Genomic DNA, 17,515 nt, shown 5'->3' on the forward strand with positions numbered 1-17,515 from the left:
GAATTAAGTATGAAAGTAGAAAAAATAGAACACCCTCGGAGCACATCTCATGTGCTTCGGGCTGAAGCTGTACAAAGCGCCCAGATGAAAGATAACCGGGAATCGGTTTTGATACAGGCTAAACTGATGGATGCCATTCAACGTCAGGAAGAAGACGAAGAAGAACTGATCCAGGGGGAATTTGAAAACAAAACAGGAATCCCGGATGATGTAAAACAACGCATGGAAGATTCATTCGGGACTGATTTCTCATCTGTCAGGGTTCATCCGGAATCCTCCAAAGCTCCGGAAGTCGGGGCTTTGGCTTACACACAAGGCACTGATATCCATTTTGCTCCCGGTCAATTCAAACCAGAGACATCAACCGGCCAACAGTTGCTGGGCCATGAACTGACTCATGTTATTCAACAGTCCGAGGGACGGGTGCAACCTACTACGGAAATAGGAGGGATGGCCGTCAATGACGATATCTCATTAGAAAATGAAGCTGATCTTTTAGGGGCGAAAGCTAGTATGTAAATCAAAAACCTGTAAAAGATGGAGCAATATATCGAATGGTTCCGCCAGGTACTGGATGTTAGTATCCGGCTTTATTTCCGTCAGGAATGTCCTGTCTCATCGATTTATGAGATCAGATGTCCCGACGGAGGTAAGCTGGAGAAAACACTGGGTATCGACAGCGGACCTCTTTCGTTCGATGAACAAGTGGTTATTATGCTTGCTCTGATTCCTCATTTGTGCCCACAGGCACTTGATATCCTGTTCGTGAACAATAAAAACTTCGATCGCCCTTATACGGAATTCGGAGGGTGGAAAGGTTTGTCTCATGGGGGATTCCTTCCTACCGGCGAAACAGCGGCTTTTATCCTGGCGGGAGAAAACTTCGAAAAGAGAAAAGATGTCTGTAAACTTTTCGATCCTGAACATCGTTTCCGTACTGCCAATATACTCCGGCTGGATGAACAGGGGAAAGGCGAACCGTTCCTGAGTGGCAAACTGGAAGTTTCGGAAGAGGCATTAAGCCGTATATTACAGGAGAAAGATTTTAAACCGGATTATAGTCCGGGATTTCCGGCAAAAAGGATTACAACACAACTGAACTGGGATGATGTGGTTCTCGATTATAATGTAAAGGTAGAGATAGAAGAGATCAACAACTGGATCAGGTGGGAATCGACAATTATGGATGAATGGCAGTTGGGACGTTTTCTGAAGGCAGGTTATCGTTCTCTTTTCTACGGTCCGCCGGGGACAGGCAAAACACTAACGGCTACATTGATTGGTAAACACAACCAGATGGATGTATACCGTATTGATCTCTCTATGATCGTTTCTAAATATATCGGTGAAACTGAGAAAAACCTGGCGTATGTATTCGATCTTGCTGAGAACAGGAACTGGATTCTCTTTTTTGATGAAGCAGATGCCCTTTTCGGTAAACGCACATCGACCAATACCTCCAACGATCGTCATGCTAATCAGGAAGTAGCTTATCTGCTCCAACGCATTGAAGATTTTCCGGGGATTGTGATCCTGGCAACCAATCTGCGTTCAAATATAGATGAAGCCTTCTCGCGTCGTTTTCAGTCGGTTGTTTACTTCCCGATGCCAAGAGAAGAATTACGCATTGAATTATGGAAAAAGATGTTGAGACAGGAATGGTTGGAGGAGAAATTCGATAAAACAGATGCGTTGATCAGGCAATGTGCGGGATATGAGCTATCGGGAGGTTCCATCTCCAACGTAATACGTCGTTGTGCCTTACGTCTGTTGGCAGAAAACAGAACCAAATTGACTAAACCTATATTAATAGAATCCATACAGAAGGAACTATATAAAGAAGGACGCATTCTTTAAATATACAAAAAGGCAGTGCTGAAAATCTCAACACTGCCTCATTCTTCTGGCAGATCAAGTCCGCCACCTCATAATAAATAGATCCGTTTTATTTCAGATTTAATACACTTCTTTCTTCGCCTATTCCTGACTTATTGGCTGGTGTCGACTTGCGTGTGCAATAATCAAATTCTGCCGATTTATCTCCGCTGAACGATTTCCATTTCAATTTCAGTTTAACGGTTTTGCCTTGTGTATCAGGCAGGCTATCCAGTTTGAATGCAACCAAACCGTCACCTTCTGTTCCATATACATCACCGTAAGCATTGTGGCGAAATTCCACTTCATAAGGATTAGCAGGGTCCTGGCTTACTAATAAGTTTACGAAATGCGCTTTGCTGCGATCTCCCCATAATGTTCTGAAACGAAGTGTCAGATAACCATCTTCGGCAATTGTCACCCAGTCTTTAACCATTTCGACAGGGTCGCTGCCATATACGGAATCGTTATCAACTCCCAGATCCGGAGCTATTTGCTTTGTCAGAATACTGTCGATCCAGTTAATATGAACAGCTTTACTGTATCCTTCACTAGGCTCGTTCACTTCACTGAAATTAACCAGCGCTCTAACTTCTTTATCTCCAAAAGGAGAGGAGGTGATGTTTGCTGGCAACAAGGTAGTTGAATCATCCAATTGCAGGAAAAATGAATTGTCACTAACCGGCTTCACCGTCACAAGTGCGTTCGGGATCAAATACCCATAATGATAATCATCATTATCATCTAAACATGACTGAAAAGTCAAAGAAGTAAACAGAACACTTGTGGTCATTAAAAATAATTTCAACGTCTTCATACTTAATATCACTAAATTATTATGTTTATATCAAAGAAGATGAACAAGTGCTTGAAAATGCTGCAAAACAGGTTGATAAAATATATTAATAAATATCTCGAACGTATGATCTCTCGTTGTAAAGACTTGAAATTTAAGGCCGGCAAATGTTTGCTGAGTTATCTGAACGATGAGAATAAAGAAGAAAATAAATAATCAAAAAAAAATTGGGAAGATGATAGGGGTATTTTCTTTTTTTCTGTCTTAGGTATGAAGTTGAATTTAAAAAGGAAAAAAATGGAAACAGCAAAAAGAGAAAATCAAGCGCCCATGTTGTGGTACTGGAGTGTTCCTGAAAATGGTATGGATATGGAAGATTGCGAAAAGATAGCTAAGGAAAATCTGGCTAATCGACAGAGCAACAGATATAAGGAGATGTATATCGCATTTATTTAGGCGACCAGATACAACGTAAAAAGGCATGTAGCGTATCAAATAAGATCCATACATGCCTTTTTAGTATTTATTAGTACATAGTCGCAAAACATATATAATTGACGTCTTGTTATAATATCGAATAAAATATAGTTCTTATATGAGAATAATTTTTCTGTACTGATTGAAACAAGCAGAAAAAAATAACAAAAATTATTCTATACTCAGAACTAAATAAACCTTATCATTGTTATAATGATACACAGAGCTTAAAAGTAAGATTCTGTAATAATTATGTTAGTAGTATTTGTTTTTTCATATAAGTAGAGTTTGTTATTTGTTTGGTCCGTATGTAACTGTGAAGTTATATACGGATTTTTTATTGGTTATACTTTGATTTGTCTTTTTATTACTGTTTTTATAATTACGATTATGTTTAATAGGAGTTGTAGAACTCTCTAACTCTTGCCTATTTATCTGGATTTAACAGGCTCAATAATTTTTCTCAACATTTATTATCTAAAGAATGTTTTATATGAAATAAGTGTTTTATCTTCGCACCGCGATGAAAAAAATATTGCTGATATTATTATTCCTGTTTCTGCTGTTACTGAATATGCAGGTCAAAATTGAAGATGAAAAAGTTTTGTCTCCGGATGAAACTACTTTTATCTGCAACAAGAAACTGCCGCTACAGGACGAACTGAAGAATTTTGATTTGAATCAGTACCATAATACAGCTTATTGTCCTACCAGTCGTATTCAGGTTTTATCTACCAGATGTGAACGTCCGTTCAAAGTAACTACAAAATTTCTGGAATTCTTTTTATTGAAAGAGCAAAATACGCTGAATAGAATCTCCGAATCTTATTTAACAACACAATCTATAAAATTTTCCACTCTTCGTATGCGATCTGCCCATTGGGTCTACGTATTACGGAAAATCATTATTTAGTTTACTATTTCTTTGCGTCTTTATTTTATTAGTCTGTACAGGATTACTGTCAGACAAAGGTTAACTATGCACTTTAAAGTGTATTATATCAGGATTTTAAATTAAATAATTATGTTAAGTCTATTACTTTCTACCCTGGAAATGATGGCCCTGACCTTCATCATAGGTTTTATTGTAGCCGGTGTGATCAAGATTATTGCAGCCTGGGCTGACTCTTTGGAGTTTCATCATTCTAACAGTGATGAAATGGTACAATTCAGTAAGCTGAATAAATTACGTGCCAAAATCGGTGATATCTTAGGATTGGATGTGGTGAATGAAAATGAAGAAGATCCGGTGGATGATGAACGTGAAGAGTTCCGCCGTGGTGTAAACAGTGACCTTCTCCATATAAAACCTTCCGGATATTATCATGGTGTTAGTCATGGTGCTTCTCATTTGGACCTGATGGATTATTATTATCCGCAGGATACTCGTATTATGTATCTGAAGAAAAAGGAACAGATGATAAGAAAAAACAATACAAACAATAAGGAAAATCCTTCTACCGAAAAATAATAAGATATGGAAAATGTTGATTTTTTAAGCTTGTTTCAAGGATTTGGAACAATGGTTGCTGGTGGATGGATACTGGCTATAGCACGTGTTTTTTTGATTTCCCTTGGTGCCCTGCTTGTTTATCTGGGCTGGAAAGGTGTTCTGGAACCAATGGTAATGATTCCTATGGGTTTAGGAATGGTTGCAATCAATTGTGGTACACTGATCATGCCGGAAGGTGGTCTGGGAAATCTTTTTCTGGATCCGATGCTATCTGATACGGATCAATTAATGAATACTATGCAGATTGATTTCCTTCAACCTGTTTATACACTGACGTTCAGTAACGGTTTGATCGCCTGCTTTGTGTTTATGGGGATCGGTACTCTACTGGATGTAGGTTTTCTACTTCAAAAACCGTTTGCCAGTCTTTTCCTTGCACTTTGTGCCGAACTGGGAACTTTTCTGACTGTTCCCATTGCAAGTGCATTCGGTTTATCTTTAAAAGAAAGTGCTTCTGTTGCTATGGTCGGTGGTGCTGACGGTCCGATGGTGTTATTTACCTCATTGATCCTGGCAAAACATTTGTTTGTACCAATCACAGTGGTTGCCTACTTATATTTGGGACTTACCTACGGAGGTTATCCGTATCTGGTAAAACTATTGATTCCACAACGTTTGCGTGCGATTAAAATGACGACTACGAAACCTCCCAAGAACTACGATGCAAAAGTTAAGCTGGCTTTTTCAGTTATTTTATGTGCTGTCCTGTGCTTTTTGTTCCCGGTGGCCTCTCCCCTTTTCTTCTCCTTATTCCTGGGTGTTGCCGTACGTGAATCGGGTATGAAACATATTTATGACTTTGTTAGCGGACCTTTATTGTATGGTTCGACATTCATGTTGGGGTTGTTGTTAGGTGTATTATGCGACGCGAAGTTATTGCTCGATCCTAAAATTCTGAAATTACTGGTGTTAGGTGTCACAGCATTACTTCTTTCCGGTATCGGAGGTATAATCGGAGGATATATAATGTATTTCATTAAACGTGGTAACTATAATCCGGTGATCGGTATTGCTGCAGTAAGTTGTGTTCCTACAACGGCTAAAGTGGCACAAAAGCTGGTCAGTAAAGAGAACCCGGATTCGTTTATCCTGGGTGACGCCTTGGGAGCGAATATTTCAGGTGTTATTACATCTGCGATTATTACAGGTATTTATATAACAATTATTCCTTACTTGTAATTCATCAGCAGAATTAGAGATAAAAAATAGCCGTTCCGTAAATGGGACGGCTATTTTTATAACTTTGTACGGCGTAAAACAATCTTGTTATGAACAAATATCTAATACATTTTCTGATACTTTTTCTGAGTATCTCTTCAGGAATTTTTGCCCAAAAGAAAATATCTATTCTTGGTGATTCCTATTCTACCTTTTATGGGTATGTTATCCCTGCCGGTAATGCGTGCTGGTATGGCGTTCCCGGGGAAAAGAAAGAGAATGATGTAAAACAGGTGAAAGAAACCTGGTGGTATCGTTTTATCGATGAACATGGGTACAAGTTGGAATGCAATAATTCTTATTCCGGAGCAACAATTTGCCATACAGGGTATGATAAGGCTGATTTTTCAGACCGTTCGTTTGTAACCCGTATGGACAGTTTAGGTAATCCTGATATCATTTTTATCTTTGGTGGTACCAATGATAGTTGGGCTGGCTCCCCTATCGGCCATTTTCAATATGAAAACTGGACAAAAGCCGATCTTTATAATTTCCGTCCGGCTTTCTGTTATTTATTGGACCATATTACCCGATCTTATCCGAATGCCCGGGTTTATAATCTGATGAATACAGAGCTTTCTGAAGATATAACAAACAGTATAAATGAGATATGCTCCCATTATGGAATAACCAATATCCGTCTTCGCGATATCGATAAACAATGGGGACATCCTTCTGTAAAAGGAATGAAAAGTATCAGTGAACAGGTTTGGACTGTCGTTTCACAATAAGTATACAGAGAAATAAATACCGGAGAGACATATAGACAAAAAAATAGCCATCTCAATCGAGACGGCTATTTTTGTATGTAATGAGATGATTATTATTTGTTCATTTCTGCTTCGATAGCTTCCAGTTCCGGACCCATGTTCAAATTATAATAGATACCTCTTAAAGCAACCATATATTCTGATTCAGTCGGTTTCATTTCGTGAGCTTTCTGGAAATAAGGAAGAGCCTGTTTGAATAGATCTTTAGCAACAGCTAATTCTTCCTGATATTTCTTGCTATCATTGATCATGTTAGCTTCACCTTGTTTGTTCACACCCTGGTTGTAGTAGATACGTCCCAGACCTGACATTGAATCGATGTTTTCAGGATTAAGTTCCAATGCTTTCTTGAATGCTGCTTCTGCTTTTGCATAATCCTTGAAACCTGTTTCATAAACGATACCCTGAACATGATAAAGTTGTGAGTTGTTCGGATCTTTATCAATAGCTGTTGACAGGTTTTCGATAGCCTTTTCATTCTGACCTGAACGAATATAAGTATCGATCAAACTCATCAGATAGAAGTCTTCATTCGGGAATTTTGACAAACCTTCTTCCAGAGTATTTAAGTAGCTTACAGAATCTCCAGCCTGCTGAAATTCGTAAGCCAGATACTGATAAACATCATTCTGTCTGAAATCTGTGTCTTTAGCACGAGTCAAAGCCTTGATAGCTGTAGGAGAATCACCCAGCTGAGTAGCAGCAACAGCAGCATAGAACTGAACTGTCATGAATGTAGAGTCTTTTTCTGCAGTCTGAGTTCCTTCAAACATCGGCAATTCAGAGATTTCCAGATATTGATTGAAGAAATCATAAGCTTTCTTGTAATCTTTCTGGTCGAAATAGTAAGCACCACCGTTGAAATAATATACATGATCAGCACTCAGAATGCTCTTGATGTCTTTTGTATATTTAGGTTTGATCTTACCTTTTTCGTTAGGCAGTTGATCCAGTTCGTAAGCCTTCTTGAAATAAGGAAGGATAGCGATCAATGCATCATACATAACCGGTTCGTTCGGTTGTTGTCCCAGGATCTGTTTTGTTCTTTCAGAACTAAACTGCTGATCTTCGATAAAACCTGCTACATACCATGCCTGAGCATCGTCTTTTGTTTCAGGATTTTCCAAAGCTCCCTTGATCAAGGTTCTAGCTTCTGTAAAATCAGGAGTTGCCCCTTTTGCTATACCTTGCGCCTCCTTAACGGCTTTCTTCTGAGCGAAAGAGGCTGATGATGCTGCAACACATAATGCAACTGTTAACAATAATCGTTTCATTGTGATAGTAATTTGAGATTAATATTTCTATTTGTTTAAATTATTCATTTGTTGTCTCTTCAGTATCATTTGCGATATCTTCAGATCCTCCAAACCCGGTTAATTCTTCATTATTTTCATTTTGAGCATCCAGTTCAGCGTTTTCTTCATCCACCTCCTGCTCTTCCGGTTCGGACAGTACCTTACATACCGAGGCTATCTCATCGTTACGTTTACCCAAGTTGATCAGGCGTACACCTTGTGTTGCACGTCCGATAACGTTCAAGTCGGTCACTTTCATACGAATAGCGATACCCGACTTGTTGATGATCATGATATCATTTTCTACTGTAACATTTTTGATGGCAACAAGTTTACCTGTTTTCTCCGTAATGTTGAGTGTCTTAACACCTTTACCGCCACGGTTTGTCATACGGTAATCTTCCACAATCGAACGTTTTCCGTAACCCTGTTCGGAAACGACCAGTACGGTATCGGCTTCCTTGTCCTTGATACATACCATTCCGACTACTTCATCGGAAGGATCGTCATCGAGTGTCATACCTCTTACCCCGGATGCTGTACGTCCCATAACACGAACGGCGCTTTCATGGAAACGGATAGCACGTCCGTTACGGTTTGCGATCAGCACTTCGTTATTACCATTTGTCATACAAACTTCGATCAGACCGTCGTCTTCACGCAATGTGATGGCATTTACGCCATTCTGACGCGGACGTGAATATGCTTCAAGCAATGTTTTCTTGATGACACCTTTCTTGGTACAGAACAACAGATAATGTGAATTGATAAATTCGGTATCGGTTGTCAGTTTCTTTACACGGATGAATGCGTTTACTTTATCATCCGGTTCGATATTCAATAAATTCTGGATTGCTCTACCCTTTGCGTTTTTGGCGCCTTCCGGGATTTCATAAACTTTCAGCCAGTAGCACTTACCTTTTGCCGTAAAGATCAGCAAGGTTGCATGCATAGAAGCCGGATAGATATATTCAACGAAGTCTTCGTCACGTGTTACCGATCCTTTCGCTCCTACTCCGCCACGTCCCTGGGCACGGAATTCACTCAGCGGTGTACGCTTGATATATCCCATGTGAGAAATGGTGATGATCATTTCGTCATCAGCGTAGAAATCTTCAGGATTCAGTTCTTCCGAAGCATATACGATATCTGTTTTACGTTCATCGCCGAATTTCTCTTTTACCTCTTCCAGTTCTCCTTTGATAACGTCCATACGAACATCTTCATTTTCAAGAATTTCTTTCAAACGGGCGATTAACTTTTCAATTTCTTCGTATTCTGCACGAAGTTTATCCTGTTCCAGTCCGGTCAACTGGCGAAGTCTCATTTCAACGATGGCACGTGACTGAACATCAGACAGAGAGAAACGCTCCATCAAACGTTCGATAGCCTCATTCGGACTTTTGGATGATTTGATGATAGCGATCACTTCATCGATATTGTCAGAAGCAATGATCAAACCTTCCAGGATATGTGCTCTTTCTTCTGCTTTCTTCAGTTCGAAGCGGGTACGACGGATAACAACTTCATGGCGGTGTTCGATAAAAGCCTTGATCATATCCTTCAGGTTCAACTGCCTCGGACGACCGTTGACCAGGGCGATATTGTTTACACTGAAAGAAGATTGCAGTGCGGTCAGCTTATACAATTTATTCAGTACGACACCTGAGTTGGCATCACGTTTCACATCGACAACGATGCGCATACCATTACGGTCGGACTCATCGTTTACGTTGGAAATACCTTCAATACGTTTGTCATTTACCAGATCAGCTATATACTTGATCAATTCGGCCTTATTAACAAGGTAAGGAATTTCGGTAATAACAATCTTTTCGTGATTGTTTTCAACTTCAATCTCTGCTTTACCACGAAGGATAATACGTCCTCTACCGGTCTCGAAAGCCTCTTTTACACCGGCATATCCGTAGATCGTTGCACCGGTCGGGAAGTCAGGAGCCTTGATATATTGCATCAGTCCTTCTACGTCGATGTCTCCGCGAGCGTCGATATAGGCAATACATCCGTTGAGCACTTCGGTCAAATTGTGTGTCGGCATATTTGTAGCCATACCAACAGCAATACCCGAACCACCATTTACCAGCAGGTTAGGAATACGAGTCGGCAACACAGTCGGCTCTTTCAGCGTATCGTCAAAGTTCAACTGAAAATCTACTGTATCCTTATCGATATCCCGGAGCATTTCCTCGGCAAGTTTACTTAATCTTGCCTCCGTGTAACGCATAGCGGCAGGACTGTCACCGTCCACAGAACCGAAGTTACCTTGTCCATCGACCAATGTATAACGCATAGACCATGTCTGTGCCATACGAACCATTGCGAAATAGACGGACGAGTCACCATGTGGATGATATTTACCTAAAACTTCACCAACAATTCTCGCAGATTTTTTATAAGGTTTGTCGGATGTATTTCCCAATTCATTCATTCCAAACAAAATACGACGATGAACCGGTTTAAAACCATCCCTAACATCCGGAAGGGCACGTGAAACGATAACAGACATTGAATAGTCAATGTATGCCGATTTCATTTCCTCCTCGATGTTAATCTTAATAATTCTGTCTTGATCAACCATTTAGTTTTATATTAATTACACTCAATATCTCATCTTTTAAAAAGTGCACTAAGGTAACGCTTTTCCCCTTATCACGAAAGTTTTTGCACTGAAATTTTATTATTCAGAAATATTGGGGATTTCTTAAGGAATAATGGCATGAAATTTGTTAGATATATATGGAGAGTTTATTAATTTTGCATTCACAGTACATTATTATAATAGATAAGGATTCATATAATATGAAAAATAATTATTCGAAAAGGCTTATTGACGTTATAGAATATAGCCGCGAAGAGGCCGCCAGGCTTCAGAACAGCTATATAGGGCCGGAACACTTAATGCTTGGTATCATCCGCGACGGTGAAGGCAAAGCCATGCAATTGTTGCATGATTTGCATGCCGACGTATCAGATATAAAGAAAAGGATTGAGCAGGAAATCAAAAATACATTTGAAACCGAAGAGTCCGAACTACACGATATAGCTATCAGTAAGACAACAGAGCGTGTGTTACGAATGAGTATGTTGGAATCACGTTTGTTTAAAACAGACGAGACCGGGACGGAACATCTGTTGCTGGCTATTTTGAAGGAAGAGTTCAATGTAGCCGCAAAAGCATTGGGTGAAGCCGGGATAAATTACCGTAACGTATATAACAGCCTGATAGGCGAAACAAGTATGGACCGTATGGAAGAACTGGAAGAGATCGATGAGATCAGCGACGGTTATACAGATGACGAGGACGATGACGACGAGGATTTCTCTTCCCGTAAAGAAGCTCCCCGCTCCTCTTCCGGAGCCGGTGCTGCACAGCCGAAATCGCCGAACGATACGCCTGTACTGGATAACTTCGGTACGGATATGACACGTGCCGCAGCCGAGAACCGTCTCGATCCGATCGTCGGCCGTGAAAAAGAAATTGAACGTCTGGCACAGATATTGAGCCGCCGTAAGAAGAACAATCCAGTGCTGATCGGTGAACCGGGGGTTGGTAAATCTGCTATCGTAGAAGGACTTGCTCTGCGTATCATCCAGCGTAAGGTATCTCGGGTGTTGTTCGACAAGCGTGTGATCAGCCTGGATATGGCCTCTATCGTAGCTGGAACAAAATACCGCGGACAGTTCGAAGAACGTATCAAAGCGATACTGAACGAACTTTCAAAGAACCCGAATATCATCCTGTTTATCGATGAGATCCATACGATCGTAGGTGCAGGGTCGGCTTCCGGCTCTATGGACGCTGCCAATATGCTGAAACCGGCTTTGGCACGTGGTGAAATCCAATGTATCGGTGCAACGACTTTGGATGAGTATCGTAAGAACATCGAGAAAGACGGTGCTTTGGAACGTCGTTTCCAAAAGGTAATTGTCGATCCGACTACCGCTGAAGAAACATTGCAGATATTGAAAAATATCAAACCACGTTACGAAGAACATCACAATGTGATTTATACCGACGAAGCACTGGAAGCTTGCGTTAAGCTGACAGAACGGTATATCAGTGACCGCAATTTCCCGGATAAGGCGATCGATGCCCTGGACGAGGCCGGTTCCCGCGTACATATATCTAATATTACAGTTCCGAAAAGTATCGAAGAACTGGAAGCGAAGATAGAAGATACGAAAACCGAAAAACTGGCAGCTGTGAAGTCGCAAAACTTCGAACTGGCAGCAAGTTTCCGTGATAAAGAACGTCAGTACTTGTTGCAATTGGAGGCCGCAAAATCCAAATGGGAACAGGAATTGCAGGAACACCGCGAAACGGTGGATGAAGACAAAGTTGCCGAAGTTGTAGCCATGATGTCAGGCGTTCCCGTTCAGCGTATTGCTAAAGCTGAGAACCTGAAACTGCTGGAAATGGCAGAGAACCTGAAAAAGCAGGTAGTCGGTCAGGATGATGCTGTCCAGAAAATTGTAAAAGCGATCCAGCGTAACCGTGTCGGTCTGAAAGATCCGAACAAGCCGATCGGTACCTTTATGTTCTTAGGTCCGACAGGTGTGGGTAAAACTCACCTGGCTAAGAAGTTGGCAGAATACCTGTTTGACTCGGCAGATGCTTTGGTTCGTATCGACATGAGTGAATATCTTGAGAAGTTCGCGGTTTCCCGCCTGATCGGTGCACCTCCGGGATACGTAGGTTATGAAGAAGGTGGTCAGTTAACAGAAAAAGTTCGCCGTAAACCCTACTCTGTCGTATTGCTGGATGAGATCGAAAAAGCGCATCCAGATGTATTCAACCTGTTGTTGCAGGTGCTTGACGAAGGTCGCTTGACTGACAGTCTTGGCAGACGGATTGATTTTAAGAACACGATCCTGATCATGACTTCCAACATCGGAACACGCCAGTTGAAAGACTTCGGCCGTGGTGTCGGATTCAGTTCGCAGGCAGCCGGTGAACCGGATAAGGATTTCTCACGCAGCGTAATTCAGAAAGCGTTGAACAAGGCGTTCGCTCCGGAATTTCTGAACCGTGTCGATGACATTATCATGTTCGACCAGCTTGATAAAGATGCGATCCACAAGATCATCGATATTGAGTTACAGGGACTTTACAAACGTGTGTGTGGTCTGGGGTACGAATTGGTGCTTACCGACGAGGCGAAAGACTTCATCGCAACGAAAGGCTACGACGTACAGTTTGGTGCCCGTCCGCTGAAACGCGCCATCCAGAAATATCTGGAAGACGAAATGGCTGAGCTGATCATCCGTGCTTCTGTTGGCGAAGGCGACAAGATCGTTGTAGACTTCAACAAGGAGGAACAGAAAATAGTAACATCCGTAGAAAAGAAGGAACAGGAATAAGTCGTTTCTTCCGGTAATAAAGTCAAAATGTCAGATAGAACCTATCTGGCATTTTTTTTGTTTATATCGTAACGTCAAACGAATTAGTGTAACATAAAAATATAAAGAAAATGGCTAAACAAGGAAACATTGGTGTTACAAGCGAGAACATCTTCCCTATCATTAAGAAGTTTTTGTATAGTGATCACGAAATCTTTCTTCGTGAATTAGTGTCAAATGCTGTCGATGCGACTCAGAAATTAAAAACGCTGGCATCTGTCGGAGAATTTAAAGGTGAGTTAGGAGATTTAACGGTCCATGTAAGTTTCGACGACAAGATCATCAAGATCTCCGATCGTGGTATCGGTATGACGGCCGAAGAGATCGACAAATATATTAACCAGATTGCCTTCTCCGGTGCTGAAGAGTTCGTAGAAAAATACAAGAACGACGCGGCAGCTATCATCGGACATTTCGGTCTTGGTTTCTATTCTTCTTTCATGGTTTCGAAGAAAGTAGAGATCGTTACCAAATCTTACAAGGAAGGCGCCGTACCTATGAAATGGAGTTGCGACGGTACACCTGAATATACACTGGAAGAAACACAGAAAGAGGATCGCGGTACAGATATCATCCTGTATATCGACGATGAAAACAAAGACTTCCTGAATAAAGACAAGATCAGCGGCTTGCTGACGAAATACTGCCGTTTCCTTCCGGTACCTATTGCCTTCGGTAAAAAGCAGGAATGGAAAGACGGTAAATATGTCGATACCGACGAAGATAATATTATTAATGAGATCACACCGGCATGGGTTCGCAAACCGACCGATATGACCGATGAAGATTATAAGAAATTCTATCGTGACCTCTATCCTATGTCGGAAGAACCTTTGTTCTGGATTCATCTGAATGTGGATTATCCGTTCAACCTGACAGGTATTCTGTATTTCCCGCGTATCAAGAGCAATCTCGACCTGCATCGTAATAAGATTCAGCTTTACAGCAACCAGGTATTCGTTACAGACTCTGTGGAAGGCATTGTTCCTGAATTCCTGACATTATTGCATGGCGTACTCGACTCTCCGGATATTCCTTTGAACGTTTCCCGTTCTTATCTGCAGAGCGACCAGAATGTGAAGAAGATTTCCAACCATATCACCAAGAAAGTGGCCGACCGTCTGGAAGAAATATTCAAGAACGACCGTCCTCAGTTTGAAGAGAAATGGGATAGCCTGAAGTTATTTATCCAGTATGGTATGTTAAGCGATGAAAAGTTCTATGATCGCGGCGCTAAGTTTGCTCTTCTGAAAGATGTCGACGGCAAATACTATACATTTGAAGAATACAAAGCATTGGTTGAAACCAACCAGACAGATAAAGACGGCAACCTGATTTATCTGTATACAACGAATGCCAACGACCAGTACAGCTACATCCAGGCTGCTAAAGATAAAGCCTACAGTGTATTGATCATGGACGGCCAGCTGGATGTACATGTTATCAGCCAGTTGGAACAGAAGTTCGATAAGACTCGTTTCGTCCGTGTAGACAGCGATACGATCGATAACCTGATCCGTAAGGAAAATGTAGGCCAGGTAACATTGGATGAAGATCAGAAGAATGCCCTGCAGGAAATGTTTAAGAGCCAGTTGCCGAAGATCGAAAAGACGGACTTTATCGTTACTTTCGAAGCATTGGGTGAAAACTCAAATCCTGTAATGCTTACACAGAGCGAATATATGCGCCGTATGCGTGAAATGTCTGCTATGCAACCGGGTATGTCATTCTATGGCGAAATGCCTGACAACTACAACCTGGTATTGAATACGGATCATGAACTGGTTAAGAAAGTGCTTTCTGAAGAAGAACAGAACTGCGAAGAGAAGTTGAAACCGATCCTGGCAGACCTGAAAGGTTGGAAAGCTCGTCAATCCGATCTTCGTGACGCTCAGGGTAAGAAGAAGGAAGAAGAGATCACTTCCGAAGAAAAAGAAGACATGACAAATACGAACCATAAGATCGATGAGCTGACATCACAGCGTGATGCTATCCTGGCAGAATATGCAGGCAGTAACAAGTTGGTCAGCCAGTTGATCGACTTGGCTTTGCTTGCCAATGGTATGCTGAAAGGCGAAGCGTTAAGCCAGTTTATCAAACGTAGTGTTCAGATGATCGGATAAATAGTCCTGTCTCTCCGGAAGTTTTTATAACTCACGTTTCAGGTTTCAGTCGTCTTAATATATTATATGTGAGTAGATTATACTGAAACGTTATAAAAAAGGAAAAAAGCCTTGCAGTTTTTTCAAAAAACGACAAGGCTTTTTTTGTTATATACTTAAGGCTTTTCTGAAATAACTCCTGTCCTATTTTTTTCCGTTCACTTCCTGTTTTTTATGGATGCCTAACCATTTTAAAGAAGTAGTTATCCACTTGTCAAGACATAGTGACCCATCGGAAAAAAACATATATGTTTCGTCAACAAAGCATATATGTTTTGAAATCAAAAGTCCCTTATTTTATATTTAAAAGAACTGACTTTTTAAATTCTTTTTCACCTGTCAGTCGGATCGTTTGAAAAACAATTGATCGAGGTGGCTGAAACCTGAAACGTCTCCTTGTGTATAAAAAAATAAGAGAATACTATTTCGTAAGAAAAGAAAAACTTTATGTTATTTATTTTATCTTTGATTGTTCCAATTGTAGATCAATAGTCTTACGAGACTGTTTTTTTATATTGTGATGACATGATTATTACAGTAAAGATTATATATGAAAAAGAACTTTATTTTATTTACGAGTATTTTTTTGCTTTCAGCCACTAGCTGCCAAAAGGATCTAAGAGATGATGTGGATGATTTATTAGAAAGAGTTTCCAAATTAGAAAAAATCTGTGAGCAGGCTAATGCCGACATTGTTGACTTGAAGCAAATTGTTTCGTTATTGGAAGCTAACGATTACATTACCAGTGTAAATGAACTGGCTGACAAAAGTGGATATGCCATTAATTTCCTTAAAGGAAACACCATTGTGGTCAAACATGGTACGAATGGTGATTATCCCGTAATTGGTGTAGATGAGTTAGATGGCATTTTCTATTGGACACAAAAGGTTGGGGATAATTCTGCTTCCTGGGTTTTAGATTCGAATGGCAATAAAGTACAGGCAACTGGGGGAAACGGTAAGACTCCTGTTATCGGCGTAAACTCCAGTGGAAACTGGACTGTAGATTATGGAGAAGGTCCTAAAGAACTTTTAGTTAATGGTAAACCGGTTTCTGCTAAGGGTAAAGACGGACAAAACGGGAAAGATGGAGTAAATGGTACCGACGGAAAAGACGGAGCGAATGGAACCAATGGTAAAGATGGCGTTGATGGCTACTCTCCATTTAAAAGTGTAACGGACAAAGGAGACTATATCGAATTAAAACTAACGACAGGTACTATATTAAAGTTGCCCAAAGAAAATTCTAAAGCAATGAAAATTCTCTTTGATGTAAATGAAAATGGTTTGATTGCAGAAAGAATGTGGGCTGATGAGACAAAAGAGATTATGTATAAGGTAGAAAATCCGGATTCACAAACAACAGTTGATTTTGAAGCAACTAACGGATGGAGAGTTGATCATAATCGTAAAAACAGTTCTATTATTTTAATACCTTTAAAAGCCTGGAACGAAGAAGGGCGCATAATTGTCTCTCTTCTAAAGGACAATAAGCTGATATCGCAATTTAGGTATTCGGTAAAAACAATGCTATTTTGGGATAAAAGTTCTATCAATACAATGCCACAAGTGTTAGAGGCTATAGGTGGTAAGGTTCCTGTGACTATCCAAAATATCATATTTCCTCCCCAGTGGTTCTATAAAAATGCTGTTATAAAAATAACTCCGGTTCTTCGTTATTCCGGTGGTGAAGCAAAAGGACTACTTTACACATTCAAAGGAGAGGATGTAGAGGATATAGAAGAAGGGGATGTAATTACATATGAAACAGGTGCTAATGAAGCAATAAGATCTTCTTTTGATTACATACCTGAAATGAATAAATCCGAACTGTATCTGACTTTCGATGTGGTAATAGACGGCAGAACAGTCAAAATAGATGACATGAAGGTAGCCGATGGGGTGATCGCTACTAACTAAATATGTCTTTACTCTATCTTTTATTTATGGGGCACTGTCCATTGTTTTGTATAGTGCCCCATGAAAA

General features: G+C 40.5%; 13 protein-coding genes. 10 read left to right on the top strand and 3 right to left on the bottom strand.

Annotation, left to right across the window (positions count from 1 at the left end; all coding sequences use genetic code 11):
* The first annotated feature begins 9 nt into the window (after window positions 1-9).
* Entirely contained in the window at window positions 10-519 is a 510-nt protein-coding gene (locus DWW23_RS16810) for a DUF4157 domain-containing protein (RefSeq protein WP_122354520.1), read from the top strand.
* Window positions 520-537: 18 nt separating this feature from the next.
* Window positions 538-1,857 carry an ATP-binding protein gene (locus DWW23_RS16815; RefSeq protein WP_122354430.1) on the top strand — a complete coding sequence of 440 codons (1,320 nt, stop codon included), beginning with the start codon at window positions 538-540 and terminating at the stop codon, window positions 1,855-1,857.
* A gap of 88 nt (window positions 1,858-1,945) precedes the next feature.
* Here DWW23_RS16815 and DWW23_RS16820 read toward each other — a convergent pair whose 3' ends face one another.
* Window positions 1,946-2,692, bottom strand: coding sequence for a NigD-like protein (locus tag DWW23_RS16820; RefSeq protein WP_122354431.1), 747 nt, complete (start codon window positions 2,690-2,692; stop codon window positions 1,946-1,948).
* A gap of 276 nt (window positions 2,693-2,968) precedes the next feature.
* Between DWW23_RS16820 and DWW23_RS26565 the strand changes: the two genes are divergently transcribed.
* From DWW23_RS26565 to DWW23_RS16840, 5 genes are all read left to right on the top strand, one after another.
* Window positions 2,969-3,127: a hypothetical protein gene (locus DWW23_RS26565; protein WP_187576725.1), complete on the top strand. Its 159-nt coding sequence runs from the start codon at window positions 2,969-2,971 to the stop codon at window positions 3,125-3,127.
* 544 nt (window positions 3,128-3,671) lie between these two features.
* The gene (locus DWW23_RS16825) at window positions 3,672-4,061 is read left to right on the top strand and encodes a hypothetical protein (RefSeq protein ID WP_122354432.1); all 390 of its coding nucleotides are present in this window, start codon (window positions 3,672-3,674) and stop codon (window positions 4,059-4,061) included.
* A gap of 111 nt (window positions 4,062-4,172) precedes the next feature.
* Window positions 4,173-4,619, top strand: a complete 447-nt coding sequence (locus DWW23_RS16830) for a LapA family protein (RefSeq protein WP_122354433.1) — start codon at window positions 4,173-4,175, stop codon at window positions 4,617-4,619.
* Window positions 4,620-4,625: 6 nt separating this feature from the next.
* The gene (locus DWW23_RS16835; protein WP_122354434.1) at window positions 4,626-5,840 is read left to right on the top strand and encodes a sodium ion-translocating decarboxylase subunit beta; all 1,215 of its coding nucleotides are present in this window, start codon (window positions 4,626-4,628) and stop codon (window positions 5,838-5,840) included.
* An 89-nt stretch (window positions 5,841-5,929) separates the two neighbouring features.
* Window positions 5,930-6,610 carry an SGNH/GDSL hydrolase family protein gene (locus tag DWW23_RS16840; protein WP_122354435.1) on the top strand — a complete coding sequence of 227 codons (681 nt, stop codon included), beginning with the start codon at window positions 5,930-5,932 and terminating at the stop codon, window positions 6,608-6,610.
* 92 nt (window positions 6,611-6,702) lie between these two features.
* On the opposite strand, the gene DWW23_RS16845 is transcribed toward DWW23_RS16840, so the two are convergent.
* On the bottom strand, window positions 6,703-7,923 hold the full coding sequence (locus DWW23_RS16845; RefSeq protein ID WP_122354436.1) for a lipopolysaccharide assembly protein LapB: 1,221 nt from the start codon (window positions 7,921-7,923) through the stop codon (window positions 6,703-6,705).
* 40 nt (window positions 7,924-7,963) lie between these two features.
* Window positions 7,964-10,543, bottom strand: a complete 2,580-nt coding sequence (gyrA, locus tag DWW23_RS16850; protein WP_122354437.1) for a DNA gyrase subunit A — start codon at window positions 10,541-10,543, stop codon at window positions 7,964-7,966.
* Between the two features lie 221 nt (window positions 10,544-10,764).
* On the opposite strand from gyrA, the gene DWW23_RS16855 reads away from it, so the two are divergent.
* The 3 genes from DWW23_RS16855 to DWW23_RS16865 all read left to right on the top strand — a co-directional run bounded on the left by DWW23_RS16855 (window position 10,765) and on the right by DWW23_RS16865 (window position 17,448).
* On the top strand, window positions 10,765-13,326 hold the full coding sequence (locus tag DWW23_RS16855; RefSeq protein WP_122354438.1) for an ATP-dependent Clp protease ATP-binding subunit: 2,562 nt from the start codon (window positions 10,765-10,767) through the stop codon (window positions 13,324-13,326).
* A 110-nt stretch (window positions 13,327-13,436) separates the two neighbouring features.
* Window positions 13,437-15,488: a molecular chaperone HtpG gene (htpG, locus tag DWW23_RS16860; RefSeq protein ID WP_122354439.1), complete on the top strand. Its 2,052-nt coding sequence runs from the start codon at window positions 13,437-13,439 to the stop codon at window positions 15,486-15,488.
* A 589-nt stretch (window positions 15,489-16,077) separates the two neighbouring features.
* The gene (locus DWW23_RS16865; protein WP_122354440.1) at window positions 16,078-17,448 is read left to right on the top strand and encodes a PL29 family lyase N-terminal domain-containing protein; all 1,371 of its coding nucleotides are present in this window, start codon (window positions 16,078-16,080) and stop codon (window positions 17,446-17,448) included.
* Window positions 17,449-17,515: the final 67 nt, after the last annotated feature.

It is taken from the genome of Parabacteroides sp. AF14-59, from assembly GCF_003479515.1.
Classification (GTDB): Bacteria; Bacteroidota; Bacteroidia; order Bacteroidales; family Tannerellaceae; genus Parabacteroides; species Parabacteroides faecis.